This window comes from Halomonas sp. ATBC28 (assembly GCF_005937175.1).
In the GTDB taxonomy this organism is placed as follows: domain Bacteria; phylum Pseudomonadota; class Gammaproteobacteria; order Pseudomonadales; family Halomonadaceae; genus Vreelandella; species Vreelandella titanicae.
Genome location: NZ_VCQL01000002.1, coordinates 119,967 through 146,921, shown reverse-complemented (window position 1 = coordinate 146,921; position 26,955 = coordinate 119,967). Strand labels below are relative to the sequence as shown.

At 54.7% G+C, this 26,955-nt stretch carries 21 protein-coding genes and 2 pseudogenes; 8 read left to right on the top strand and 15 right to left on the bottom strand.

Annotated elements, in window-relative coordinates; all coding sequences use genetic code 11:
• Positions 1–14 precede the first annotated feature (14 nt).
• Positions 15–650, top strand: coding sequence for a DsbA family protein (locus E0L35_RS02670; protein WP_022521276.1), 636 nt, complete (start codon positions 15–17; stop codon positions 648–650).
• A gap of 77 nt (positions 651–727) precedes the next feature.
• On the opposite strand, the gene E0L35_RS02665 is transcribed toward E0L35_RS02670, so the two are convergent.
• Positions 728–2,038 carry an esterase-like activity of phytase family protein gene (locus E0L35_RS02665; protein WP_022521277.1) on the bottom strand — a complete coding sequence of 437 codons (1,311 nt, stop codon included), beginning with the start codon at positions 2,036–2,038 and terminating at the stop codon, positions 728–730.
• 219 nt (positions 2,039–2,257) lie between these two features.
• On the opposite strand from E0L35_RS02665, the gene E0L35_RS02660 reads away from it, so the two are divergent.
• Positions 2,258–2,836, top strand: coding sequence for an NAD(P)H-dependent oxidoreductase (locus tag E0L35_RS02660; protein WP_249362078.1), 579 nt, complete (start codon positions 2,258–2,260; stop codon positions 2,834–2,836).
• Positions 2,837–2,948: 112 nt separating this feature from the next.
• Here E0L35_RS02660 and E0L35_RS02655 read toward each other — a convergent pair whose 3' ends face one another.
• Positions 2,949–3,209, bottom strand: coding sequence for a HigA family addiction module antitoxin (locus tag E0L35_RS02655; RefSeq protein WP_041157294.1), 261 nt, complete (start codon positions 3,207–3,209; stop codon positions 2,949–2,951).
• 42 nt (positions 3,210–3,251) lie between these two features.
• Positions 3,252–3,914: pseudogene (locus E0L35_RS02650) on the bottom strand (ATP-binding protein); the annotation flags it as partial.
• A 141-nt stretch (positions 3,915–4,055) separates the two neighbouring features.
• On the opposite strand from E0L35_RS02650, the gene E0L35_RS02645 reads away from it, so the two are divergent.
• The 4 genes from E0L35_RS02645 (at position 4,056) to E0L35_RS02625 (ending at position 10,050) form a co-directional block, all read left to right on the top strand.
• Positions 4,056–4,736: a TnsA endonuclease N-terminal domain-containing protein gene (locus E0L35_RS02645; RefSeq protein ID WP_120386061.1), complete on the top strand. Its 681-nt coding sequence runs from the start codon at positions 4,056–4,058 to the stop codon at positions 4,734–4,736.
• Positions 4,729–6,657 (top strand): Mu transposase C-terminal domain-containing protein, encoded by a 1,929-nt coding sequence (locus E0L35_RS02640; protein WP_120386062.1) that lies wholly within the window; start codon positions 4,729–4,731, stop codon positions 6,655–6,657. Before E0L35_RS02645 ends, E0L35_RS02640 begins: the two co-directional genes overlap by 8 nt.
• Positions 6,654–7,538, top strand: a complete 885-nt coding sequence (locus tag E0L35_RS02635) for a TniB family NTP-binding protein (protein ID WP_027957960.1) — start codon at positions 6,654–6,656, stop codon at positions 7,536–7,538. Before E0L35_RS02640 ends, E0L35_RS02635 begins: the two co-directional genes overlap by 4 nt.
• A gap of 1,606 nt (positions 7,539–9,144) precedes the next feature.
• Positions 9,145–10,050, top strand: coding sequence for a hypothetical protein (locus E0L35_RS02625; RefSeq protein WP_027957958.1), 906 nt, complete (start codon positions 9,145–9,147; stop codon positions 10,048–10,050).
• 126 nt (positions 10,051–10,176) lie between these two features.
• Here E0L35_RS02625 and E0L35_RS02620 read toward each other — a convergent pair whose 3' ends face one another.
• The 4 genes from E0L35_RS02620 to E0L35_RS02605 all read right to left on the bottom strand — a co-directional run bounded on the left by E0L35_RS02620 (position 10,177) and on the right by E0L35_RS02605 (position 15,497).
• On the bottom strand, positions 10,177–11,193 hold the full coding sequence (locus tag E0L35_RS02620; RefSeq protein WP_230805336.1) for a L,D-transpeptidase family protein: 1,017 nt from the start codon (positions 11,191–11,193) through the stop codon (positions 10,177–10,179).
• Between the two features lie 80 nt (positions 11,194–11,273).
• Entirely contained in the window at positions 11,274–12,806 is a 1,533-nt protein-coding gene (gene lnt, locus E0L35_RS02615; RefSeq protein WP_027957957.1) for an apolipoprotein N-acyltransferase, read from the bottom strand.
• 4 nt (positions 12,807–12,810) lie between these two features.
• Complete coding sequence (gene lspA / locus E0L35_RS02610) at positions 12,811–13,314, bottom strand: signal peptidase II (RefSeq protein WP_027957956.1); 504 nt, start codon at positions 13,312–13,314, stop codon at positions 12,811–12,813.
• Complete coding sequence (locus E0L35_RS02605; protein ID WP_027957955.1) at positions 13,311–15,497, bottom strand: heavy metal translocating P-type ATPase; 2,187 nt, start codon at positions 15,495–15,497, stop codon at positions 13,311–13,313. Before E0L35_RS02605 ends, lspA begins: the two co-directional genes overlap by 4 nt.
• An 86-nt stretch (positions 15,498–15,583) precedes the next feature.
• On the opposite strand from E0L35_RS02605, the gene E0L35_RS02600 reads away from it, so the two are divergent.
• Entirely contained in the window at positions 15,584–16,042 is a 459-nt protein-coding gene (locus E0L35_RS02600; RefSeq protein ID WP_027957954.1) for a helix-turn-helix domain-containing protein, read from the top strand.
• A gap of 28 nt (positions 16,043–16,070) precedes the next feature.
• Here the strand turns inward: E0L35_RS02600 and E0L35_RS02595 are convergent, their stop codons facing one another.
• The 4 genes from E0L35_RS02595 to E0L35_RS02580 all read right to left on the bottom strand — a co-directional run bounded on the left by E0L35_RS02595 (position 16,071) and on the right by E0L35_RS02580 (position 19,660).
• Positions 16,071–16,853 carry a ZIP family metal transporter gene (locus E0L35_RS02595; RefSeq protein ID WP_016916429.1) on the bottom strand — a complete coding sequence of 261 codons (783 nt, stop codon included), beginning with the start codon at positions 16,851–16,853 and terminating at the stop codon, positions 16,071–16,073.
• Between the two features lie 112 nt (positions 16,854–16,965).
• Complete coding sequence (locus tag E0L35_RS02590; RefSeq protein ID WP_016916430.1) at positions 16,966–17,955, bottom strand: M23 family metallopeptidase; 990 nt, start codon at positions 17,953–17,955, stop codon at positions 16,966–16,968.
• Complete coding sequence (locus tag E0L35_RS02585) at positions 17,955–18,632, bottom strand: thioredoxin domain-containing protein (protein WP_016916431.1); 678 nt, start codon at positions 18,630–18,632, stop codon at positions 17,955–17,957. The genes E0L35_RS02590 and E0L35_RS02585 overlap by 1 nt, the downstream gene beginning before the upstream one ends.
• Positions 18,633–18,745: 113 nt before the next feature.
• Entirely contained in the window at positions 18,746–19,660 is a 915-nt protein-coding gene (locus E0L35_RS02580; RefSeq protein ID WP_016916432.1) for a cation diffusion facilitator family transporter, read from the bottom strand.
• 204 nt (positions 19,661–19,864) lie between these two features.
• Here E0L35_RS02580 and E0L35_RS02575 point away from each other — a divergent pair, with 204 nt between their 5' ends.
• Complete coding sequence (locus E0L35_RS02575; protein ID WP_027957952.1) at positions 19,865–20,785, top strand: bile acid:sodium symporter family protein; 921 nt, start codon at positions 19,865–19,867, stop codon at positions 20,783–20,785.
• Positions 20,786–20,895: 110 nt separating this feature from the next.
• Here E0L35_RS02575 and E0L35_RS02570 read toward each other — a convergent pair whose 3' ends face one another.
• From E0L35_RS02570 to E0L35_RS02555, 4 genes and pseudogenes are all read right to left on the bottom strand, one after another.
• A complete protein-coding gene (locus tag E0L35_RS02570) occupies positions 20,896–22,665 on the bottom strand; it encodes a hypothetical protein (RefSeq protein WP_027957951.1) in 1,770 nt (589 codons plus the stop codon).
• An 80-nt stretch (positions 22,666–22,745) separates the two neighbouring features.
• Positions 22,746–23,594: pseudogene (locus tag E0L35_RS02565) on the bottom strand (magnesium chelatase domain-containing protein); the annotation flags it as partial.
• Between the two features lie 106 nt (positions 23,595–23,700).
• Positions 23,701–24,600 (bottom strand): ABC transporter substrate-binding protein, encoded by a 900-nt coding sequence (locus tag E0L35_RS02560; protein WP_138799513.1) that lies wholly within the window; start codon positions 24,598–24,600, stop codon positions 23,701–23,703.
• 174 nt (positions 24,601–24,774) lie between these two features.
• Entirely contained in the window at positions 24,775–26,877 is a 2,103-nt protein-coding gene (locus tag E0L35_RS02555) for a TonB-dependent siderophore receptor (protein ID WP_138799512.1), read from the bottom strand.
• Between the last annotated feature and the right edge of the window lie 78 nt (positions 26,878–26,955).

Here is a 26,955-nt window from a genome sequence, read left to right as displayed (position 1 = left end):
GGGGGAGGTGAGACATGCATCCATTAAAGGTGGTGTTTGTGCACGATGTTGTTTGCGGTTGGTGTTACCTTCTCTCTCCCCGGCTGCACTCGCTTGCCAAGCAGTTGAACCTGGATGTGCATCACCAGTGCTTTACGCTTCAAGCAAGTAGAGAAGCCATGCTTGAAGCCTTCGGCTCTATGGGTGATGCCAAAGAAACAATTCTCGGTCATTGGGAAAAATGCGTTGCCGCAGAGGATACCCCGCGTATCAACATTGATGGTATGCGTGCTCAAACCTTCGAGTATCCTCACGGGATGCCTGGCGCGCTGGCGTGTAAGGCGGCTGAAATGCAGGCAGGTCAACAAGGGCACTGGCGTATGTTTGATCGTGTTCAGTACGCGCACCTGACGGAGAGCCGCAATATCGGTGATAGCCAGGTGCTGCGATCACTGGCTGAAGAAATCGGGCTCGACATGGTTCGTTATGATCTAGACGTGCTCTCGGAAACAACTCAGCAGGCGGTGGAAAAGGATCACCACCTCGCGTCCAAGTTGGGAGTTCAGTCGGTGCCGACATTGATTGTTGAAGACAGATGGCTGATTAATGGTGCGCAACCGATAGAAAGCCTGCGTCTCCAGTTACAGGAAGTCCGCCAGCATATTGGCTGAATTTGTCGAGAGATTGCTGACGTTTTAACGTGAGGCTAGGGTCATAATTGAGCGCCCCGGCCCCACGCTTGCTCACATTACTGGGCGTTCAGGAAGTCCTCTACATCGAGCAGTATTAGCTCATTATCATCGGCGCGGCCTTGCTGGCGGCCAATCGAGAAAGGGTAGTTGTTGTCATTGGCGACCACGATGGTGCTCTCATCGACACGATCCACGTTCTCAATGGTCACAAAAGGAAAGTTAAAGGTGTCGTTGATCGTGCCACGGGGGGCGATGCCGTCTGGATCCTGAATGTTCATCAGGTCGATATAGGCGATTTTCTCAAGCACACCCTGCTCATTTGTGCGGTTGAGATCGACGAGATAGATGCGTTTGAACTCGGCAGGGTTGTCCGCCCACTCTTCTCGCGGATCGCCTTGGCGGCTATCACGCTCAATGATTAAGCCGCGAGTTCCGCCAATGAGGTTGAAATCGCCAATAGCATGATCCGCTGACTCCAAGGGGTAGTAGCGGGTTGCGTCGCCCCATTCGCCGGTTTCAGTATGGAGCTCGAACATTCTTAATACGGGGGTGCCATCAATCGTTTCCGGGGCGTTGGCGTTGCTGTCCCAGACTGGCTTTTCCAATAAGGGGTAAAGGGTTGTTTGGTCTTCGGAGAGCGCCATGCCCTCGTAGCCACCGGAGCGAAACACTCTCACATCATCAGCGAGAGGCGCGCCAGGGTTCGGGGTGAGGGCAAAGGCATTGTCGGGGGAGCGCATCAGCGTCCCACCAGGATTGGTGGCCAGCACTTGCAGCACTTCGCCCGTATTATTGACCTGGATAATCCAGGGGCCGAACTCATCGCCAATCCAGTAGCTATCGCCCACCGGCTGTATCGATTCAATATCGAAATCAGCTCCGGTTAAAAAACGACCAGGTGTAGCTTCATTCATAATCGGGAAGGGCACCTTGCGGTTGGGATCCGATAGTTGAACGGTTTCCTCGATGATGACGCGCCCAGTGTCCCAGTCAGTCTTTATGATGTTAAACATCAGAATGACGTCGGAGGAGTTCGCCTTGGAGCCAAAGCCGTTATCGGTCAACACCAGGAAACGGTCATTGCCAAGTGAGCGAATACCTGAAAAACCCTGCAAAGGCTGGCTGGGGAAGGGTAGCGCTAAGCCGGTGGCTTGCATGTTCGTATACAACTGCTCAACGCGGCCCTCTTGGCCAGTAAAACGGCCTGAGACGTTATAGTGCTCAGCGGCACCGGAAGGAGCTGCCACAAAGGTGCTGCCGGGTAGCTGGGCATGGCCGGACAATGTGGCGGGAAAACTCTGCTGGGCGTGTGCCGCACTGGTAAACGCAAAGGCGAGTAGAGCAGTCGCTAGTAACGGCTTTGTCATCACTATTTCACCATTTCGGAGGAAAAATTAGGGCAGGTGCAGCTTTTGCTAATTTTCATCCGTAATAGTGATAGTTGAATGACAAAGTGCAGACGTTTTAATGGCAGCAGGGTTTCACGTCGAGTCTGGCCCTGAGTCGTAAAATACGTCTTGCTCAACGGGCGTAAATATTAATAAATGGTGTGGCTTTCAAATACATTATTCAAAGAGGAAATGGCAATGGGATCATCGGTCAAAAAGGTACTGGTCTTTGCAGGCAGTGCCCGAGAAGCGTCACTGAACAAGCAGCTAGCCAAGCTGGCCGCCAAGCGTATTGAGGCGCTTGGCGGGGAAGCAACCTTTATCGATTTAAAAGATTATCCCTGCCCACTGTTTGATGAAGATATTGAAGCCCGGGGCGTGCCGGAGAATGTGCTGAAGCTGCGTGAGATTCTGGCGGATCACCAAGCGGTGATGATCGCTTCGCCGGAGTACAACGGCTTTATCACGTCGCTGCTGAAAAACACACTGGACTGGCTATCACGTCCCTATCAGGATACGCCGGGGCTCAAGTTATTTGCCGGTAAGTGGGCAGCGCTGGTGGCGGCTTCCCCTGGTGGGCTAGGTGGCATCCGTGCGCTACCGCTTGGTCAGCAACTGTTAGCCAATCTGGGGTTGGTCGTGCTGCCACAGCCATTGTCGCTGGCGAAAGCGGGCAGCGCCTTCAATGATAGTGGCGCGTTACATGATGAAACCACGGGGCAGAAGCTGGATGCGCTGTGTCAACGCCTAGTGGATTCACTGGCCGCCACGCACTAACCGCCCAGTGGCTTTCGGGGGCTTACGCCCCCTTTAGCATCCGATCCAGCTGGCGGTAGCCGATGACTTCAATGTAGGTACGGTTGCTCGAGTCGTTAAATGAGAGAATTGTTCATGCCACTTGGTGACGGCGGGCTTCTTCTAGGTCGTAGGCATTCTGCAAACGAAGCCAGTAACCTTCGCTTGTGCCGAAGACCTTGGCTAGACGTAAGTCAGTATCTGCCGTAATCGCTCGGCGGCCCAAGGTGATTTCACCAATGCGGGTCGCTGGGACGCCCATCTGCTTAGCCAGCGCATTTTTACTCAGCGCCATTGGCTGCATGAAATCTTCGTACAAAATTTCACCGGGATGGATATTAGGAAGTTTTGCCATTTTGTCACCTCCCTTTATGAGTGGTAATCGACTATTTCAATGCTAAGTCCCTTTTAGCATCCGATCCAGCTGTCGGTATCCAATCGCCTCAATTAGATGCGGCTGGGTGGGTTTGGGTTCGCCCTGAAGGTCGGCAAGGGTCAGGGCTACACGTAGTACGCGGTGATAGGCGCGGGCGGAGAGCTTGAGCTTTTCCAGCACGCCCGCGAGCCAGGCGCGCTCTTCATCGTTAAGCGCGCAGGCGGCTTCCAGGGCTTTGCCGCTTAGCTGGCTATTCAGCGCGCCACGGGCCATTTGGCGTTCTCGGGCGGCCATCACCCGCTCGCGCACGGCTTCTGACGACTCGCCTTGGGTTTGTGCGGTGAGCTGCTCTGGCGGCAGCGCGGGCACTTCCACTTGCAGATCGATACGGTCTAGCAATGGCCCGGAAAGCCGTGCTTGATAACGCTGGATTTGGCTGGCGGTACACTGACAGCGCTGGCGTGGGTCGCCCAAGTGGCCGCAGGGGCAGGGATTCATTGCGGCTACTAACTGAAATTGAGCAGGGTAGCGACGTTCATGACTGGCGCGTGCGAGATGAATCTCGCCGGTTTCCAGCGGTTGCCGAAGTACCTCTAGCACATGGCGGGAAAACTCCGGCAGCTCATCCAAGAACAGCACGCCGTGGTGGGCCAGCGAAATCTCACCGGGTTTGGGTTTTGAGCCGCTGTCATTTTCAGCAATTGATGCGACCCTCAGGGCGTAATATCGGGCTATTATGGTAGTCTGTACAGGATTGAGTGCGACAGAATTAATAGCAATTGATGCGACAGGCCTTGTTTTATTCAACATTTGGTGCGACTACCCATGCCACTGCCTACATCCGTTCGTAAAATCGGCCCTACCCGACGAAGTGTGTCTGGCTACTATGCCTTTCGCGGGGAGGAGTCTATTGCGTTCGAGTCGACGCTCGAACGTGATTTCCTCATCAAGGCTGACTTTGATGTGAGCGTCCTTGGTGTGATTTCCCAGCCGTGCGAGATCCCGTTTCATCATCCCGTGACCGGTAGGCGCTACACCTACACACCTGACTATTTGGTTTATTACCGTCTCGGTAACCGTCATTACAGGGATTACCCAAAACCTCTCCTGGTGGAGGTCAAACCACGGGAAAAGTGGCAAGCACATTGGCGTGAATGGTCGCCTAAATGGAAGGCGGCGATGCGGCATGCCAACAACGAGGGCTGGGCGTTTCGCATTCATGATGAAAGCCGCATTCGTGATAAGACCTTGGACAACATTACCTTCCTAGCGCGCTATAAGCGGATGGTGTTTCCCTCTGTCGAAAGCCAGGCAGTCCTCAACACGGTGAGGGAAATGGGGGTGGCGACCTTGGATTACCTGCTTTCTCGGTACTTTATGGGCGATATTTACCGGGCAGAGGGGATTGCGCATTTATGGCATCTACTGGCGACTCGGCAGTTAGATTGCGATATGGCCCAATCCTTCAGTCCTCTATCAGAGGTATGGGTACCCGATTATGAATAACCATCGTGGCAGCGCAACTGAACCCAATAACGGCGTCGCCCAAACACGCCAACACTTGCAGATTATGGTGGGTGAGCAGGTTCAGAAAGATGGCACCGTTTACCGAATTTCCCAGGTGCTCGATTTTGAGACAGTCATTGGCATTGCCGTTGAGTCCGGGCGTAGTTGCCCGCTTCGCATCAAAGAACTAGCGCCTCTCAATAGCGGGTCCGTATCCCCTGAGCAGGATATGTCCGAGATTGGGGATGCCGATTGGCGGGAGGCCGAGCATCGCTTTTCCATCATTAAGCCCTTGGTGGATCGCCATACGGTGGGGCGGGATGCAGCGGAGGAGCGTGCGAAACAAACGGGGGTTGATACGGCTACGATCTACCGTTGGTTGAAGCGGTATAAAGCGACGGGCTCGGTGCTTGCATTGATTCCTCAAAAGCCAGGGTGGAAGAAAGGAAAGTTGCGTATCCCCGCGCATGCCGAGGCGGTGATTCAGGAAGTCATCAAAGAGGTGTATTTGACGCTGCAGCGTCCGTCCGCACAAAAAGCGGTACAGGAAGTCATGCGGCGCTGCCATGAACGGCGCATCGACCCGCCGAGCCCTGGTACCGTTCGTGCTCGTCTGCGTGATATCCCAGAGCGTGACCGGTTGCGTGGCCATGGTTTTAGAGACAAAGCCATTAACAAGTTCCAGCCGGCTGCCGGAAAATTTCCCAATGCGGACTATCCGTTAGCCGTTATGCAGATTGACCACACACCTGCCGATATTATTTTGGTCGATGACGTGTATCGCAAGCCGATTGGTCGCCCATGGATTACGTTGGCCATGGACGTGTTTACTCGCATGGTCACGGGGTATTACTTGTCGTTTGACCCGCCCTCTGAAACATCTGTCGGCATGTGTGTGGCGCACTCCATGCTTCCTAAAGATGAGTGGTTGCTACTGCATAATGTGGAGGCTGAGTGGCCGGTATGGGGCACACCCGCCACGATTCATGTCGATAACGGCCCAGATTTTCGCTCTGAGACGTTTCGGCGCTCATGCCTAGCCTATGGGATCAACCTTGAGTTTCGGCCTGTTAAGCAGCCTCGTTATGGTGGCCACATTGAGCGGGTACTGGGCTCTCTTCTAAAGGAAATCCATAACCTGCCTGGGACGACCTTCTCCTCCATTAAAGAGAAAGAGGGATACGATCCAGAGAAGCACGCGGCCATGACGAAAAGCGAGTTTGAAGAGTGGCTGGTGACGTTGATTTGCAAGGTTTACCACCAGCGCCTTCATTCTGGGATTGGTATGTCGCCGATGAAGAAGTGGGAAATTGGTGTGTTTGGCAATGCGGATGTGCAGGGAGTGGGATTAGCGCCGAGGCCTGCTGACAGGCTCTCTGTATTGCTCGATTTTTTGCCCAGCTTTCAGCGTACGATCCAGACCTTTGGTGTGACCATCGATGGCATAAACTATTACGATGAAGCGCTAAGACCTTGGATCAATGCCAAAGATCCAGACATGCCAGACAAGAAACGCACCTTTGTTTTCCGGCGCGACCCTCGCGACATTAGTGTCATTTGGTTCAAAGACCCGGAGCTCGGGCACTATTTTCGCGTGCCCTTTGCCAATCTTGCCCTCCCCTCGATGAGTGTTTGGGAGTATGCCCAAGCTAAAGCGCGCCTTCGGCAGGAAGGAAGAAACTCGGTCAATGAGACTGAAATTCTACGCGCTATTAGTGAGCTGCGAATCCATGTGGAGGAGTCGCAAGCACGTACTAAGCGAAGTCGCCGTCAGGCACAACGACGTAAAGAGCATGAGAAGAAGGTGACGCCTGCAGATCCCCTTTTACATGCGCCCTCAACTGCTGCCCCTAAAGAGACACCCGCTCAAGGGGACGGTCTTTTAACGGGTGATATCGATGTGAACTGGGACATAGCATGAGCACACACCTTCATCCTGATCTTCGTCACGTCTTGGGGCTGTCCGCTAAAGAGCGAATGGAGTTTATGGATCAACCGCGCTGGTTGGGCTATCCATTGGCCAATCGTGTCATTGAGGTCATGCGTGGGTTGATGGAGAAGCCCAGTCGTCCTCGTATGCCTAACCTCTTGCTCGTGGGTGACTCCAACAACGGAAAGACAACCATCGTTCAACGGTTTCGTAAGCAGTACGGTGAAGGCTACGTGAATGAAGACGTAGAGCCCGTGAAGCCTGTTGTTGTCACTCAGGCTCCCCCGAGTGCCGATGAGAAAAGTCTGTATATCGCAGTGCTAGAGAGTTTCTGGGCTCCCTACCGGCCTACAGATCCTGTTCCCAAGCTGCGCTACCAGGTGATTCATCAACTGCGTGCTTGCCATACCCGCTTGTTGATCATCGATGAGTTTCACTCTCTGTTAACCGGTGGTGCTGTTAAGCAGCGCGAAACGATGAATGCCATTAAGCTTTTATGCAATGAGCTAATGATTCCCATCGTTGGTGTGGGGACGCAAGACGCTGTGCGTGTGCTGCATTCAGACCCACAGCATGCGAGTCGCTTTGATGTGGTCGCGTTACCAAAGTGGGAGCTCAATCAGGAGTTTCAGAAGCTGCTCGCTGGCTTTGAGAAGATATTACCGCTCAAACATCCTTCCCAACTGCATGAGCCCCAATTGGCGACCCAGCTCCACGCGATCTCTGGCGGCAATTTTGGCGACCTGCACCGGCTGCTGATTGAGTGTGCCAATGCCGCTATTTTGTCCGGGGCTGAGCGCATCGATGAGAAAATTATTCAGAGTAAATCATGGGTGCGACCTACCCGTGGCATTAGGGAAGTGATGCTGTAATGCCCTGGGCGCTGAGTGTGCCTCTGTTGCCTGAAGAGTCGCTTTCTTCATGGCTGGTACGGGCGGCGTTGAGACAGGGGTGTGATCCCTTGTCGCTCACTGGGGCTATCTGGCCAACATGGCGTATATGGACAAGGGATATTGATAGGGAAATTCCCCTCGTAAGAATGCGCCCATTAGTCAATGCATCGGGGATATCGTCCGCTGAGTTTCAGAAAGCTGGGATGCGGGACGATTGTGAGAAAGTGGCCGGTTACTCATTACTGGAAACGCGGACTTGGCCCTGGTTGTTGGCACTCGGCAGCCGAAATCGAACTCGCCATGGAGGACAACAGATTTGTGCATTGTGTTTGGCAGAGGACTCAGCCCCCTACTTGCGCCGACACTGGCGATTCGCTTGGCACACTGGGTGCCGCTTTCATGGGGTGCAACTGATAGATGAGTGCCCGGTATGCAAGGCCCCTATAGAGCCTCATCGCCTGTCAGCAGAAGATCAACATTTAGCTCAGTGCAGCCGGTGTTATAACGATTTTAGAAAGGCGGTATGCACGTCGCCTTTACCAGAAGCGTTCAGTTTCCAAGTGATGGCTGATCGTGCTTTAACAAGAAGCAACGTGACGTTTAGGGAGGCCCCTATCGCACCCGCCGATTGGTTTTCTATGGTGACCTTCTTTGTTGGCGTTGTTCGGCGTGCAAGTCGGCGGCCTGCGTCACCCCTCGCAGATGCGCTTCTAACATTGGGCATTTCGATGACGGATAGCCAAATGCCTGTGTCTGGGTTGGCGTTTGAGCTGCTGCCTGTCAACGAGCGTTGTGCTTTATTAGCGGCGGTGGAGCGTTTGCTCAGTATAGGCGTTGAAGAAACGTTTAGCGCTCTGGTCGCTTGTAATGTCAAAACGAGCGCGCTTCATGATCCCCGAAAGTCACCCCCCGTTATGTTGTTGCCGTTGTTATCGCGGTTATCTCATCACCCCCATGGGCCGCATCGCCGCCGTGCTCTACCGGCTCATCGCCCCATGTCGGAACGCGCAGTGAGAGCCTCATGGGCGCGCTTAAAACGGAGAATGAAAGCGGAGCCAACCTCTTGAAGCAACACAAAACGGTCGACTGCGATGAGTGTGGTCGAGAAGTCTCCAAATTGTGGCGACGCCATAAAGGGCATGGTTACTGTTCAACTTGCTATGCTCGTGTGTTTAAGCGGCGAATGTGCCCACGATGTGGTGAGTTAGCCCGTCTGCCTAAGAATGACCCAGACGCCGTCTGTCGTCAGTGCAACGTCGACAAACCGTGTGCACGATGTGGAAAAGCCCGTTCAGACTACAACATCGGCAAGGTCACTCCCTACGGCCCTGTCTGTATCGCCTGCGCTCCCTATTTCAAAGAACCAGAGCCCTGCGAGGCGTGTGGGAAAGCATCTCAACGTCTTACCCGAGTGGCGCGTATGGGGCATGATCATCGCTTATGTCCACGCTGTTCGACAGCAGACCACGGTACCTGTTCTGCATGTCGTCGACATCGCTTATTGGTCATGACATCCAGCGGTGACGCATTGTGCAAAGCCTGTAATGAGCAAGGGGAAATTGCCTGTCCATTGTGTGGTAATCCCATGCCAGCGGGTCGAGGCGATGCCTGTGAGCCCTGCTATTGGACGCGCACATGTCGTAAGCGGATCATCATTGGCCAAGCCGGTATCACCACCAAAGCGTTACGTGAGGCCTTTGGGGAATTTGGTGAATGGCTGATTCGTACCACAGGGCCGCATAAGGCTGCCCTCAAGATCAATCATTTCTTCTCGTTCTTCCTTGAGATCGACCAGGCATGGTCACGGATACCGAGCTATTCGGAGCTGCTTCATCACTTCGGTGCGGAGGGGTTGCGGCGTGTAAGACTTCCTATGCGATGGCTGCATGAAGAGCAAGGGGTAGAGCCGGATCACCAAGCAAAGAAGATCGACTCAGAGAAACGACGTATCAAAGCGTGTCTCAGGTCTATGCCGTCCGCTTCTTTATCAGAAAAAGCGCTGCATGCTTATTGGCAGCAATTGGAAACCCGTATAGAGGCGGGCAAAACGTCCCACACCTCCGCACGACTTGCACTAAGAGCGGCAGCCGCATTGCTACTCGCTACTGACCGGGAGGGGCAGCGACTGCCTCAACAGGGCGATGTGGACAACTATTTGCAGGCGGTGCCCGGACAAGCAGCCTCGGTCACGGGGTTTACTAATTTCTTAAATCGCCAACATGCCACCACGTTGGCTCCTCGGGTGGATGTAAAACGGGCAAGAAAGCGGCGAAAAGAAACACTAGCCCGCACCCTGATGACGATGGCCCGGTGTGCTGATCAAGGAGAGGCCTGGAGGGAGGCATGGATCGTTGCTGCCATGGAGTATTTCCATGACACAAAATTAACGCAGAAAATGCTTCGACAACAGACCGTAGAGCGGACGACAGACGGGATACAGGTGGTAGTGGGTGGCGTTACCTACTGGCTGCCTCTGGATATTGAGTGCTAAGACACTGATAGCGCGCAGTCACTTGGAGGGCCCCGCGACTCTGTAGGCGAATGTCGCCCCGCCGTTTGGACGGGGCTATGGCTCTCTACCTATATGCCAGGGCTCAACGGGGTGCCAAAAGGCGTGTCATGACCGTTGAGATGACGTCAAAACCAGGTCTTCATAAATGCCCTTGATAGCCTTCTCTTCTGGGCTGTGGCGCTGTGGCTCCTGTTCCTGCTTTGGATGTAGTGGGGTTATAAGCCCGTTAGAGAGTGACAGGACATCGCTGAGCTGCTCGTAATCGAGGTTTACGTTATCGACATTGTATTGGTTAAGGCGTGTCATGGTCTCTGTGAGTGCGGTCATACTGTGCTCTTCTTCTCCAAGCGGCGGAAAGGCTTGAATCAGCGGCTGACCGCCTTCCCAACCTATCTTGATCGGCTGATTGATGATGTTGACTTGGGTGCCGGGTGGAATGCGGTCAAATATAGATTCGATGTCTTTGGGTAACATGCGGATACAACCTCGGCTTGCGCGCATGCCAATGCCATCGGGCTGGTTGGTGCCGTGAATCAAATAGCCATCGAAGCCTAGGATGATGGCATGGTCTCCTAGCGGGTTATCGGGGCCGGGTGGCACAACGCTGGGCGCGGTTTCACCGCGTGCTTCCGCTTCGCGTTTTACCGACTCAGGCGGGTACCACGCGGGGTTTTTAATGTTCATGGTGGTCTCGGTCACGCCTAGAGGAGTATCAAACCCTTCGCGACCAATGCCAATAGGATAGGTCTCAACACGCGGTGTCTCACCGTTTTTGACATCTGGGTAGTAGTAAAGCCGCAGCTCGGCGATATTGATGACGATCCCAGTACGCTCCACATTCGGCAGAATAAAACGTCCCGGAATAGTCACTTCCGTGCCCACCCCTGGAACCCAGATGCTAACCTCTGGGTTTGCACGGATCATCTCCAAATAGCCAAGGTTGTGACGCCTGGCAATATCTATCAAGGTATCGTCGTAATCCTTTACGATAAAGGTGTCAGCCTCTCCGATAATATTACCTTCCTCTGGTAGCGGGTAATGCCCTTTGGGCCATTCCGTCTCCTGGGCAGTGGAAGGTTGTGCCGCCATGGCGACAGGGAGCCATGCCAGAAACGAAACCATCACACTCACGATGAAGCCGATCTGCATTGGCCATGGGAGGAATCTCTTAAGTATTGCTGCGTTCTTTGCCAAGAGCATCGCTAGGTTCCTTTTTCATCTAATGCGTCGTTTTTTGATCGAGATAAGTTCAGTTGTAACCCGAGCAGTGTCAGCACCGCAGCGAGTATCCAAGCGGGGCCACTACCGGTGCGTGTGAAAGGAGTTAGGCCCTGCATCGGGGTCACCTCGCCAGTTAAACTGGCCGGTTCAAACTGTGGGGCACGGGCTGTGACGTGGCCTTGTGAATCGATGATGGCCGTCACGCCATTACTGGTAGCTCGAAGTAGGTGACGACCATTTTCTAAGGCACGTAGACGCGCCATTTGAAGATGTTGGTGTGGGCCAATGGAGCGCCCAAACCACGTATCGTTGGAAACCGTTAATAGCAGCTCGGCATTACGCGCCTGTTGGGCGACATGGTCGGCAAAAATGATTTCGTAACAAATGGCATTGCCAATGGTGGCTCCAGCCACGTGTAACGGAGCCTGTTCGCCTGTCCCTGGGGTCAGGCGAGGTACTGGCAAGTCGAAAAAAGCAAGGGTGCCAGCGAGGAGACTTTGGAATGGCAAATACTCGCCAAAGGGCACCAAGTGCGCCTTCTGGTATTCGCCCTGCACATCATTTAGCCCTATGACGCTGTTATAAGAGCGCCCTTCACTGTCGCGTTGCAAAATGCCGGTCAACAAGGCGGTGTCAGGCCCCAGGTCGGACGCTACTTGCTCAAGTATTTGCTGTGCTTCCTGCTCAAGCATGGGAAGGGCTGCCTCGGGCCAAACGATGAGATCGATATCCCTTGCTTGCTCCCGTGTCATCGCCGTGTAGATACTGATCGCCTCGCGCTGCCCTTGGGCAGTCCACTTAATGCGCTGGTCAAGATTCCCTTGCAGCAATGCCACCCGGATGGGCTTGCCAGCCGGGGTTGTCCATTGGGCGGGCAATAGGAATGGAACGATCCACAAGGCGGCCATTGGGACAAGGAAACCCCAGCGGCGACGCAGTACCTCTACCCCTAACGTACCTGTCAGCGCGGTCATGAGTGACAGCAAGTACACACCACCAACGGGCGCCCATGGGGCTAGTGGAGAATCTACCTGAGAGGTGCCCAGCAATAACCAGGGAAAGCCGGTGAGCAACCAGGTGCGTAGCCATTCGCTCACCACCCACATACCGGCAAAGCTAAGACAGGCTAACCGTGGCCCCGTGATGCGCCGATAGAGCCCAAAGGGGATTGCAAAGAAGAGCGCCAGGGCGCTGACAAAAAGAGTGGTGAGGAGCATCGCCACCAAGGCCCCGGTGCCACTGAAATCGTGAATAGCAACGAAGACCCATGATGTGCCAGAACCGAACAGGCCTACCCCATAGCACCACCCACGCAGGGTGGCCATGGCGGGCGTTAGCGACTGTATCTTCCAATAGACCAGTGCCACGGCCACTGGGCCAAGCCACCATAGGGAAAAGGGGGCGGCACTCAAGGTGGTCATTACCCCAGCGGCGAGCGCTACAACGCAATCGACTATTGGTGAGGAGCGCCCAGCAAAAAGCGTATATTCTTTATCTTTATCGACCACATCCATAGCGTTACTCAGAGCGCTTAAAAGCAGGACTTTCACGCCATAACGCCACTGCGAACATCAATACACCTGCAAACAGAGCGATATCGGCCATGTTAAAGGCGGGCCAATGCCATTCGCCCCAGTAAATGTCCAGATAGTCGACGACGTACCCTCGCGCTAAGCGATCAACAGTATTACCGAGCGCGCCGCCAAGAATCAGGCTGTACGCACAGGCCTCCAAGCGCGACAGGGGTTTGCATAGCTGCACAACCAATACGACGACCACCACCAACGCTAAACCAAGAAAGAGGTAGCGCTGCCAACCCCCTGCTTCTGCGAGAAAGCTGAAAGCGGCTCCTGTGTTCCCGGTATAAACCCAGTTAAAAAACGGCGTTAGCGGAATGACTTGGCCAAACGACATCTGGGCGTGCACGATTTCTTTGACCAGTTGATCGGCTAGAGCCAATACGCAAGCAAATGTGAACCATGGCCAACGTCGTGAAGGGCTATCGTTTGGCGCTGTTCTCATGACGTTGTTTTTCCTTGTGACAGGCCTGTCATTGCGGTACTGGGCGAAAAGCGGTAACCCAGCAGTCGCATGGCGTTCAACGTCACCAGGACGGTAGCACCGGTATCGGCCATCACCGCAATCCACATGCCGGTAATACCCAGCGCCGTTGTAACTAGGAAAATGGCTTTTAAGCCAAGGGCGAGAACAACGTTGGTTTTCACATTGCGCAGTGTGGCACGAGAGAGGTCTATCAGCTCAGCGATGCCGGTAACGCGGTTCTTGAGCAAGGCTGCATCGGCGGTTTCCAACGCCACATCCGTGCCGCCCCCCATCGCGATACCCACATCGGCTGCCGCGAGTGCCGGTGCATCGTTGATGCCATCGCCTACTTTACCGATGGGGCCACGGCCAGCCGCTTGCCAGTCTCGAACATACGCTGCCTTGTCTTCAGGCATTAGTTCGCCGTACGCTTCAATGCCTAAGCGACCCCCCGTGGCAGCGACGGTGCGGGCATTATCACCGCTGAGCATGACCGCCTGTACGCCCAAACGGGATAGCGCCGCTAGGCCTTCAATGGCATCTTCGCGTGGCTCATCGCGAACCGCGATCAAGCCCAGTAAACGCTCGCCTTCGACGAGGAGAGCGAGGCTCTTACCGGCTTCTTCTAACGCGACAATCCGAGCACTGAGACTTTCCTCAAGGATGACTTTCTCGTGAAGGTGACGAGGCGTCATTAAGCTCAGCTCGCGACCCTCCACCTGGCCGGAAACACCGCGCCCCGCCAGAGCGCGGCCGCCGGTGACGGTGGGGAGGTTGATGCCCGACTGTCGGGCATGCTCAACGATAGCCGTGGCGATAGGGTGACTGGAATCCCGCTCTATTGCGGCGGCGAGCCGCAATACGCTGTTATCGTCTTCCTCAGCAATCCAAGACTCCACATCTGTGACTCTTGGGGTACCCGCAGTGAGGGTGCCCGTTTTATCTAATGCCACCAAGCGAAGCTTACCTAACTGTTCAAGAACGGCTCCCCCTTTGATCAGTAGTCCGCGCCGAGCTCCCGCCGAGAGACCGGCGGCGATGGCGGCTGGGGTGGAAATGACTAACGCGCAGGGGCATGCGATTAACAGCAATGCTAACGCACGGTAAATCGACTCCGACCATGCCATGGTCGATACCAGCGGTGGCACTATCGCCATCAGTAGGGCGAGTAAGACGACGGCGGGCATATAGTAATACGCAAAACGATCAATAAAGCGTGCTATCGGTGCCTTGGCGGCCTGTGCTTCTTCAACCAGACGAATAACGCGTGCGATCGTATTGTCATCAGCGCCTCGTGTTACCTCCACCTCCAGGGCGGCATCAAGATTCACTGTGCCAGCAAAAATGTCATCACCAGGCGCTCGCGAACGGGGTATGGACTCGCCGTTTACCGGCGACTCGTCAATGTCGGAGGTGCCCACCAGGATGCGTCCATCGCAGGGTACGCGATCACCGGGCCGCACCAGCACACGCTGCCCGGGTTTAAGTGACTCCGCCGAGACGTCACGCAGATGGCCATTGTCCATCAGCCTCGCCGTTGAGGGTGTTAAATTTGCCAAGGCTGAGATACTGCGGCGCGCTCGTGAAGCAGCTACCCCTTCGAGTAGCTCACCTACGGCGAACAAGAACACGACCATCGCAGCTTCAGCGGCAGCATTGATGGCCAATGCGCCAAGCGCAGCGATGCACATCAGCATCTCTATGGTAAAGGGATTGCGCATTTTGAGGGCGCCCCAGGCACTCTGCGCAATGGGTATTAAGCCGACTAGCGTGGCCAAAATGAAAGGCATATTACCCAGCGCAGGCCATGCTAAACGAAGCGCGAAGGCTACGATCAGCAAATTGCCTGTGATAATGACCAAGCGCCCTTTAGCGGTTTGCCACCAAGAGGATGAAGCACCAGGTGCGCGTGTTTGGCCATCATGGGAAGCCACTTGATAGCCTAGTTCGTTCAGGATGCCCTCAATGGTCTTTCGCGAGGGGGCCCCGTGATCGTGGTGGTGAATCTTCACTGATCCCGTGACCGAGCTTGCCGTGACTTCCTCAATGCCTTCCAGTCGCTCTAGCGCCGATACAACCTTGCGCTCACAACCGCCGCAGTCCATGCCTTCAACACGCAGCGTCAAGGTGGTAGGCGCTGTTGTCGGCGTTGATGTTTTCATGGTGCCTCTCCTGCCAATGGGCTATGGTTTTTAAGTGTAAACCTTGTAGCAACTACAGCTTCAAGCCCTGCCTAAGGAGTTTTACCATGTCGATGATCGGCCAAAGTATCAGCATTGGTGAGTTAGCACGACGAGCCGATTGCAAACCTGAAACGGTTCGCTATTACGAGCGTATTGGGCTGTTGCGCGATGCGACACGAACCGGTGGGGGGCAGCGCCGCTATGGAGACGACGCTGTGCGGCGCTTGACCTTTATTCGTCATGCCCGTGACTTTGGCTTTTCGGTGGAGTCAGTGCGAGAGCTTTTGGCCATGTCAGATCAACCTGATATGCCTTGCCAAGAAGTCGATGCCATCGCCACGCATCACCTAAAGAAAGTGGAGTCCCGCCTTCAACGACTGTCCATACTGCGTGAGGAGCTTCAACGGATGGTCACGCAGTGTGCCGGTGGTAAAGTGGAAAGCTGCCGAATCATTGAGGTCATCAGTGATCATCAACTCTGTATCACTGAAAAATCGCACGGAGGGGCTCTCGACTTGGGTTAGCACTAACGCTACGCCCCACGCCCAATGGTCAGCCCAGCGAAACATCCAAAAACAGCATGAGTACCAATCCGATGGAGAGGCCCAGCGTGGCCTTTTTTTGGTGCCCGCTTCGATGAGTTTCGGGAATAATCTCATGACTGATCACATACAACATCGCCCCCGCTGCAAAGGCCAACCCCCAGGGCAGTAGCGCTTGTGACATGCTGATGACTCCAGCGCCTAATAAGCCACCCAACGGCTCAACAAGCCCCGTAAGGGCGGCAATCGTCCATGACCGCCAACGTGAATAGCCCACGCCTAGCAGTGATACTGCTACGGCCAGTCCTTCTGGGGCATTCTGAAGTCCAATGCCAATCGCTAGTGGAATGCCTCCTTCGCTTCCCCCTGCGCCGAAGGCCACGCCAACGGCTAGCCCTTCTGGCAGGTTGTGTATCGTAATGGCAATAATAAACAACCAGATACGACGTAGTGAGGCAGCCTCTGGCCCTTCTCGCCCCTGTTCGAAGTGCTCATGAGGTAAGAGTTCGTTCAGTAGTGCGACCATTCCAATCCCTAGCAAGATGGCCGCACAGGCAATGGCAGCAGGTACCACGCTACCTCCGTAACGCAGCTCCGAGGCTTCTAAGGAGGGTATGATCAGTGAGAAGAAAGAGGCCGCTAGCATGACGCCAGCGGCGAACCCCAACGCTAAATCGCGAACACCACGATTCGGTCTTTTGGTAAACAAGATAGGAAGCGCCCCGACAGCCGTCATCAAGCCCGCGGCAAGGCTTCCCAATACCCCCATTGTGACGAGAGAAACCTCTTCCATACCGATTACCTGTCTTGTGGTAGATGAGTGATCACAGCGCTAGGGTTCCATAACGAGGCAAGCACACGTTCACGTTACTAACAATCCATGCAACGTTGCTAAGCACGGGTGGTTACGGCTCGTTAAACGAGATCAAGTCATAAATGGACGCCGTGCCGATAGCTTGTTCCAAGCGATCTCTTGCCTCGTAAAGTGACGCTTGATATTCACCTTGAGTCGGCTGCTCACCCAACATGATGCGTTGACCTTGACCAAGGGGATCAACAGGCTGGTTATTGACTCTCACTTCGTAATGCAGGTTGGGGCCCGTGGCGACCCCGGAGGAACCTACCTCTCCGAGCGACTCTCCCGCATTGACTAAATCCCCAACCACTAGCTGTGGGGAGAATCGGCTAAGGTGTGTGTAGCGACTAATGGCCCCTGTGTCGTGCTCCACCTCGATCACCTGCCCATATCCCCCTTGGCGACCCATAAAGAATACGCGCCCAGGTGCGGTGGCAATGACCGGCGTTCCTGTCGGCGCAGCCAAGTCAATTCCATTATGAGGACGCATCCCTCCATACACAGGATGTCGCCGATTCCCAAAGCGAGACGTTAAGCGGGCACTAAGCACGGGCAACCGCAACGTGCCTAGCAGGGTGTCGCTTTTGAAAAGAGCTACGTCCCCCTTTTGGGTGACCGGCCATATGACCTCCAAGGGCTCTGCCTGATCAGGCAGAGCGGCATAACTGAGGCGTGGTGGCCCAACACGGGCGCCGTCCTGGCGTCGATCTTCCTCCCACACTAATTGAATACGTTCACTGCCAGAAAACTCCAGCGGCGCTGCGATAAACTCGCTGAGCAGTGTTTCCAGTTTAGTGGCGAAACGCGTTGGGACACCTTCTGCTGCCAAGGCCTCGTAGAGGGTGGTATCAATGACGACATCACGCCCAAAGGTTAGGGTATCAACGCTATCGAGCGGTAATGTGCCTTCTTGCTCGCTAGCCGCCTGTAACTTGACAGGGCTAAGTTCAGACGGAGGCAATGACAGATGCGTTTGCCAATTGGCTTCGGCTAGCAAGGGGTAAAAGCCCACAAAGCCTAGTAACCACCAGCGCTGCATCACTGGCCATCCTCTTCCCCAGAGATCTCCGCTACTTCACTCTCAACGGCATCAATCAGCTCTTGCATACCAAAGGGGTCTAAAGGCTCGCCATTGACAAAAAAGGTAGGTGTTTGGCGAATCTGATTGGCTCTGACATCCGCCATGTCTTGGTCAATCACCGCCTGCACCTCAGCAGAAGTCAGTTGCTCTTCGGCAGCCGCTAAATCAAGGCCTCCTTGGCTCGCGATATCGAGGATAGCGGATTCATCAAAACTGCCATGTGAAGCCCATTGATCCTGGCGAGCCAGCAGCCTCTCCAGTACCGGTTCAAAGACGCCCTGACGACGAGCAACTTCTAATACCCGAATGGCCTTATCAGATACGTCGCCGTGGAAAGGAGTGTAGCGCACGATGAGCCGCACTTTTTCTGGGTAGGTTTCCAGAATACTTTTTGTCAGGGGATAGAAAGCACGGCAGGCTTCGCAAGCCGGATCGAAGAATTCCACAATCGTCACCGGCGCGTCTTCTCGTCCCAAGATGGGGGAGTGTGAGCGCACCAAGGAGTCCTCTGCCTGGACACTGCTCTCCTTTGCTGCCTGAGCTTGCATATCTAAGAGGGCAGGTTTCGATACGGCGACGATCGCAGCGGTCAGCATTAACGTACCGGCCAATATAAAAGACGCTTTTTTGAACATGTTTCTCTCTCTTTCTCAACGATGGGGTGGAAAAGTAGGGTTGAAAAATAAGCCAATCGCTATGGGAGTAAGCCGCTCGCTACCTACCTGAGCCGGGAGTCGGCCTCGGTCTATCACTCGTGCCCATATAGATTGGCATTTTGATGCGCGTGGTCACTATGCTCAAACTCTAGGCTGGAATGAGCAATACTGAAGCGCATTTTAAGCTGCTCCTTGATCTCTGCTTTGACGGATTCAAGCTGCTGCCAGCCGGTTTCTGTCAGAACCACGTGGCAGTCAAGGGCTGCCATGTTTTCCTGCATCTGCCATAGATGCACATGGTGAATATCCTGGACTCCCTCGATATCTCGTACGGTCTCAACGACTGCCTGCCCGTCAATGTCCGGGGGAGATCCCAGCATTAGCGTACGGATAGGGCCGCCAATTTCAGAGAAGGCTAGGTAAAGAATATATAGCGCAATCCCTATCGTGATCGCGGGGTCCACCCAGCGCATGTCGTACAGTAAAATAAGCGAACCACCGATAATCACGGCGATGGAGGCAAACGCATCCGATAAGTTATGCAGAAAAAGGGCGCGGATATTGACACTCTCTTTTTGCATTGACCACGTGAGCATGGCGGTAAGGGCATCGACGACGAGCGCGACGCCACCAATAATCACGATCGTCCATCCCTCTATCTCAGGGGGATCGACCATCCGCATAGCGCCTTCGTAAATCAGGTAGACACCGACAATAATGAGGGTGGTGTAATTGATGAGTGCTGCCACTATCTCGATGCGGCCATAGCCAAAGGTCATATGCGCATCGGCAGGCCGTCTGGCGATTTTACGAGCAGCAAAGGCAATGACTAATGCTGCCATGTCAGAAAAGTTATGTAACGCATCAGCGATCAGCGATAGGCTCCCCGCCATAATGCCACCGACGATTTGAGCGATGGTTAAGAGCCCATTGGCCCAAATGGAGATGCTGACGCGCCGGTCGCCAGAGGCAGGATCAATGTGGGGATGATCATGATGATGTCCCATCTGTTACCTTCTCTCGAATTATCTGTTCTTGGTACTATAAAACCTCTAGCAACTAAAGCTTCAACCCTTGAGCATTATCTATTTGCATCGCTGGATTGGGAAGCACGTCCCTAGCTACCAAGGAGCCTTTGTGTGCTGGGCCGAAGGTGATCATGTTTTAGGTGCGGGGCTCAATCCACTTCAACCGGTAACGTCCAATCCACCATGGGTAGATTCATTTATTTTGTCGAGGCGCACCTTGTCTGGTTTGTAATCGTCGTCGCGGGGGGAGGCTTACTCTTTCCGGCCACCGGAATAATGCTTAAGTTCGCGATTGGGCCATTACTGGCATTACTGATGTTGATTATCAGCCTCACATTCGATGCGCATGCAGTGCGCATCGTGTTCCGAAAGCCGTCACGGCAGTTGTTGGCATTGGGGCTGGTCTATGGGCCTATGTCGATTGCCGGGTGGCTAACGGGCCGTCTATTTTTTGGAAGCGGCCCGCTGGCTGCTGGCCAAACCTTGCTCGGCACGCTGCCGACAGATGTGTCTTCTCCTCTTTTGGTACTGATGGCGAAAGGCAATGTGGCGCTTGCCGCTGTTTTCAACGCAGTCAACACCGCGTTATGTCCGTTTATTGTTCCCTTCCTGTTTTTATGGCTCACCGGCCTTCAGTTAGACGTGCCGCTTGGATCAATTATTCTTGAATTAACACTAATCGTGCTTCTTCCTACCGTGATTGGGGTCAGCTTGCGTACAAGGTTCTCGGCTTTCTTTGCACGGCATGATTCAGCGTATGCAGGGATAGGGTCGATTCTGTATCTGCTGATCCTACTCGCCGTGGTCGGGCCGAATGCCACCACGATCATTGGCTATGGCTGGTATGCGTTTGTGATTGCGGGCGCGGCCCTGTGCCTCAATTTGATTGGGTACCTGGTAGGTATGTCCTCACGGTTACTCACCTCTGATCGCAAAGAGGTGATTACCTATCTTTTCACGGTCAGTAAAAAGGAATTCAGCATCGCTGCAGCGTTTGTCGCTGCTTCTGGCTTGCCATCAGAGATCGCAATTCCAGCCGCTTTTTTTGCCGTGATTCAAATGATCACTTCGCCCATCGCAGCGAAGATCCTCGCCCGCCACTGAAGGGATGGCCGTATCGGCTCTTCGTCAGAAGAGCAACCTGCACACGGGGTGTACAGGTTGCTCTTACCGACAAAACAGACACCGCTACTCATAAAGGTGGCAAATAGTACCTATGCTAAGTCACTGCGACCAATACTGACCTTGCTAAAAGCATTTAACACAGAGGCTTCGCAGGGTATCTGTTCCTTTTTGGATTTAGGGTGCTTGAACGTATCGGCGAATCCTGGGCAGTGACCAACTAGTTTTTGGACAACACCTTCTACGTGCCGCACGTTAGACAGCACTTGGCGTAACCACTGCTCGAAGCTGCCTTGGTGGCTCAGCGTGAAGACTAAACCTTTATAGGAAGGAGGCTTGGATGCCTCCTCGCTACCGCCAGCTCTGGGTTTTGGAGGGCGTCGTTGGATCTCCATGAGATAGAGCGTTTGATCTAACACATGCACCCGAACGACGAGCACCCCGCGAGGTACCTTGGTCTGAGTATCAATGTAAACCCAATTAGCGACTGACGTTTCCACCTCCTCGTCTATTTCGAAAGGTTCGAGGCTGATTAACCGAGGGTCAGGAGAAGTGCTGAATCCGTCTTCAAAGGTAAACCAGCTAACGCCACGAATCGTTGCGGGATAGGCCGATTGTAAATAGAGAAGCGCATTCCACATATCACGTAGAAAGCCCTGTGATTCCAGTGTAATAGGAGCATGAATAGACGCTTGTCCCACTCCCTTCCCTGACCCATGTGGCTCCCCAGTGGAGAAAATGGTTTCGTCACCCGGAACGGGGACGCCTCGTGTATCGGGCACGTTTTTTCGGGTATATCGTTTATCCAAGACGGCGCGAGGCTTACCTAAAATAACGAATTCGTCCTCAGTAAGGTCTAGCCAGGAAGAACCATGGTCGGGCTCGTCATCATCCGTCAGGTCAATGACATCGGGGATGTCTTGAAGCTGATGATAGGGGAACTGAGAGGGGGCATCGTCGCCATCGGTGGCTGGTACTGTCGTTGATTTCTCTCTTTCACGGTGGATCGTGGCACCATCGGGCTGCGTACAGCCTAATATCTGCAAGCCTAGGAATGTGTTGCCACCATCAATTGGAACGCCAGAAACAGAGATTTCCCCGCTGCCTTGAAACCATGGAGTGACTTTTAAAAGCATCTTATCTTGGGGGAAGCTGGCTTCAGTCTGCGCATAAATATCTCTGGCAGCTTGTTCGGCATAGGGGTCGTACAGCATGTGCGCGAGCAAAATCGCATCGTGCCTATGAACACGATATGTAAATCTGACAGGCCAGGTACCTGGCGATGGGGGCGCATTAAGCGGTCGATAAAGCCGTTCTTTGACCTCCTCCCAACAGTAAGTGGCGAGCACACGCTTGATTTCAGATGATCGACCGTAAACGCGTGCAAAAAATTCGGTGCAAGGGATGAGCAGATGTTTGCCATCTGGGAGGTCAAATTCAATCAGGTACGATTTGTGTTTTCTGTCCAGCGGTAAATAGCTTGCCTCATGAAAGGAGGTATAGAGGCTGCGCCCTGCTTTGTGCAAGTCGTCTAAGGAGACAATCCGCCAGCCGCCCGGAGAGAACGAAACAGGGAATGTTTTCTCCTCAAATGCGATGCGGGAGTTGCTCACGCCCTTTTCCCAGACGGAGCCGATTCTCAATAGTCCGACATGCGTTAAGACCGTCGTTCGCTTAATCACGTCTCCTAATTTGTTCTCCTGATCAATAGGTCTTAAAAATACATAAATTTTAGGGACGCTTTGTGAGCGGATATTTTTGAAGATAGGCCCGTACCACCAAACGACCAAGCGCTCAGTTTCGTCTTTAAGGGTGCCATCTTGAAAGCTAAAGGTTCTGGATTGTTTGAGAGAAACGGTCACAAGGGCGTGCTCTATGTAAACTCAACATAGAGATTGTCGCAGCAATTATTGTTTAGTCGCAACAATTGTTGAAAATGACAGCCGCCACCTACCAGGGCGGCGCCGCTGGCACTGTGATGGGGCTGTCGAAATGGCCTTCTTCCCCAGTCCGCTTCCAGCGGTAACCCGCAAACCGAGCGCACAGCAGCGACTGCCAGAGCATCCTCCTCAGAGAGCGGCGGCAGAATGCCCGGCAGGCGGCTGGCCAGCATGGTTTTGCCGGTGCCAGGAGGGCCTGCAAACAACAGGTTATGCCCCCCGGCCGCCGCGACTTCCAGCGCACGGCGAGCCTGCTGTTGGCCGCGCACATCGGCAAGGTCATCCACCGGGGCGGTGGTTTTCACCGAAGCGCTGAGCTTGTGCGGGGGTATCTTCTCTTGAGCGAGTAAGTGCGCCACTACCTGCCAGAGAGTATCGGCAGGCAGCACCGGCAAATCGCCTGCCAGGGCGGCTTCATCGGCGCAGTCGCGGGGAATGATCAGTGCTTTTTTCGCCCGCCGGGTGGCCAGGGCAAAGGGCAGTATGCCCGGCACCGCGCGCAGCTTGCCATCCAGGGCCAGCTCACCAGCGCACTCCATACCTTCCAGCGCTTCCACGGGAATTTGCCCGGAGGCGGCGAGGATACCTAGGGCAATGGGCAGATCAAAACGGCCACCCTCCTTAGGTAGATCGGCGGGGGCGAGGTTTAAGGTAATACGGCGGGTATTGGGAAAATCAAAGCCTGCATTAACCAGTGCACTGCGCACCCGTTCGCGGCTCTCTTTTACCGCCGTTTCCGGCAAGCCCACTAGCGTTAGGCCCGGCAAGCCGTTGGCCAGATGTACCTCAACATGCACCGCCGGTGCATCTAAACCTACGCCTGCGCGCGTGGCTACGATGGCAAGCGTCATCGCCTTTCCTCTGCTGTTGTTACTCACGACAATGTAAGCTAAAGCTACGTTACCTTAAGTATTTAACCTATCGTAATTAAGAACGCTTTGGTAGCTTCACGTTCTTCTACTCATTGCCCTGATGGCTAACCGATGGCGCAGCCTCTAGCGCCGTAGTCAGCTTTCGGGCAAAGCGCTGGGCGGAGGGCAGTGCGCCGAAGCTCCATACCGGCGGCAGGCGAACTATCCTGTCGTGCCTGACGCTGGGGAGCTGCTGCCACAGGCCGCTTTTTGCAAGCTTCTCTTCGGCTCCGGCGGGCAGCGGGTCGATGATCACCAGCGTAGCTTCTGGGTAGCGCGCCAGCGTTTCAATCCCTACCAGTGCAAATCCCCAGGCATTCGTGGCTTGATCCCAGGCATTGGAGAGGTCGAGCTGTTCCAGCACGGCGTTGTACAAGCTGTTTTCCCCAAACACCCGCACGTGGCGGGCATCCATAAACTGCACCATCAGTAGCGGCGCGATTTCTGACTGTGAGAGGGGCCGGGATTCGCGCAGCGTGGCCATCAAGGCTTGGGTCTCTTCAATAAGCTGCTCGGCCTGGGGCTGGCGCTCGGTTAACTCGCCTAGCTGACGGGTCAGGGTTTGCATTTCCTGCCAGGTATCGGTGCCGGGGGAGTAGAGCGAGAACAAAGTGACCGGCGCAATTTTCTCCAAGCGTGGCGTTAAACCCGCGAACATGGGCGAAATCAGCGTCTGCTCTGGTGGCACCTGGGCTAGCAGCTCCAGGTTGGGCTGGGTGCGCAGCCCCATATCGCTAACATTATCAGGAATGCGCGGTTCGCCTACCCAGGCACGGTAGTCACTCTGCTGGGCGACGCTGCTTACAGGCGCGTCAATAGCCAGCAAGGTTTCGGCGATCGTCCAGTCGACCGTGGCCCACTGGGCCTGGGCGTTAGAAATGCTCAGCAGGCAGGCGGCAAACAGCCCGCAGCGCGCGAGCAAACAGAACAGGGAGGTGTGGCGCATGGTGGTGAGAGGCCATCCGGAAAAATAAGAGATACATTTAAACGATAATATTTATTGTTTGCAAACGGGCATTTAAGTAAAAAATGCCCAGGCGTAGTGGCCTGGGCAGGTGAGATCACGATTACTTAACTATGCTTAGTATAAGGACTTGTAAAGGGGCCTTAGAATCGGCGCTTAGAAACGGTAGTGAACGCTGGCGGTTACGCCGCGCTCGGCACCGAAGTAGCAGTACTCCAGGGAGTTGCAGGAGGCCACGTACTCTTTATCCAGCAGGTTATTCACGTTTAAACGTGTTTCGACACCATCTACGCCGAGTTGGCTGAGGTCGTAGCCAATGGTGGCATCCACCAGGGTGTAGTCGGGCACGGTTTCGGTGTTGGCTCGGTCAGCGGCGATATCCGCGTAGTGGCGCACGCCGACCCCCATATCCACGCCGTTCAGCCAGCCCGCGTTGGCCTGGTAGTGGCCCCAGAGCTGCACTTGATGGCGAGGGGCGTAAATCGCGTTGTTGCCCTGGTTGCCATCATCGCTTTTGGCGTAGGTGATGTCGGTGAAGCTATAGCCTGCCTGAAGCGAGAGGGTATCCGTTAGCTGGGTTTGCGCTTCCAGCTCCAACCCTTGGGATTCGATCTCCCCTACGGCTCGGTATGGGTCGGTGGGCTGCTCTTTGGTGGCGACGTTCTCCTGACCGATATGGAACAGCGCCGCGCTGTATTGGTTTTGGCTACCGTTAGGCTGGTATTTAACGCCGGTTTCCCACTGTTCGCCTTCCATGGGCTGGAGCAGATCGCCACTCTCATCCACGAAACTGGTGGGGGTGAAGGCGGTAGAGTAGCTCAGGTAGGGCGCTACGCCGTTATCGAACAGGTAGACCACCCCGGCGCGGCCACTGAACTGGGTGTCGCTAAGGGAACTGGTATCACCGCTATCGCGGTTGGCATTGTCGATATTGACCCAGTCGTAGCGGCCACCCAGGGTGAAGCGCCAGTTATCGAGGGCTATCTGGTCTTGCAGGTAAACCCCGGTCTGGTCGATCTCATGGCGTTCGCGCACCGGGGCGTAAAACTCGATGGGGTCGCTGCCATAAACCGGGTCAAACGCATTGAGCGGCGGGAAATACCCAGTGGGCCACGATACGTCGTTTTCCCGCTGCTGGTAATCCACTCCAAACAGCAGCGTGTGATCCATAAAGCCGCTGCTGAGTGTGGCTTCAAGCTGGTTATCGAGTGTCCAGGCTTCCAGAGATTCATTGCTGCCGGAGTAGTAGCGGGTGAGTTCATTAGACGTCGGTGACGTCCAACCAAAACCGTAGACCTGATTGAGCACTACGTCGGAATTGAGATAGCGCATCAATTGACGGCCGGTCACCTGGTCGTTGAAGCGGTGTTCCAGGGCGTAGCCGAACATGCGTTGGGTTCGCTCGTAGGTGTCGTAATCCTCTTCACCATCAAAGAAGTTGTTGCTGATCTTGTGGCCATTATGGGCGACCACGGCCCCCTCATAGGGTACGCCGGAGTGGTAGCCGCCTTCGGGTTCATCCTGTAGGTAGGCTTCTACGGTGAGGCTGGTGTCATCGGTGATATCCCAGGTGAGCCGGGGCGCAATGGCATAGCGCTCCTCTTCTGCCGGGCCAAACTGGGTATCCGCGGCGCTGGCAATCCCGGTCAGGCGAAAGGCCACCCGCTGCTCTTCGCCAATAGGGCCGGTGAGGTCAAAAGCGGCGCTGCGCTGGTTATTATTACCCACTCGAAAACGCAGCTCACCGCCCTGTTCAAATTCTGGCCGCTTGCTGTTCAGGGCGACTACCCCGCCAGGGGAGGCGCGTCCATAGAGTACCGAGGCGGGCCCGCGCACCACTTCAATGCTTTCCAGAAACCATGGGTCAATGCGCATACTGCTATGGGAGTTGGCATCCCCCATTACTTTCAGGCCATCCAGGAAGGTATTGCTCAAGCTGCCGTCAGAAAAACCGCGCAGTACCAGGTAGTCGAAGCGATTGGAGGCGCCTACCTGATTGCTGTAAACACCTGGCGTGTAGTCGGTGGAGCGCTGCACGGTACTTACGCCGCGGTTATCCATCTGTTCGCGGGTGATCGTGGAAACGCTCTGGGGTATTTCGATCGTCGGCGTTTCCACTTTGGTGGCAGCCTGCTGGGCAGTCACCGTGACGGTGGCTAACTCGGTGCTTTCTTGAGCGTATACCGGGGAAACAGCCAGTGCCGAGAGAACGGCGACGCTAAGCGGAGAGCGTAGAAAACGGTGATGGGGGATGAGCATGGAGGCACCTGCAATAAGCATCAATTAACCAATGTGTTAATGAGAATTATTGCGCTTAATGGCTACTGAAAGGTATGC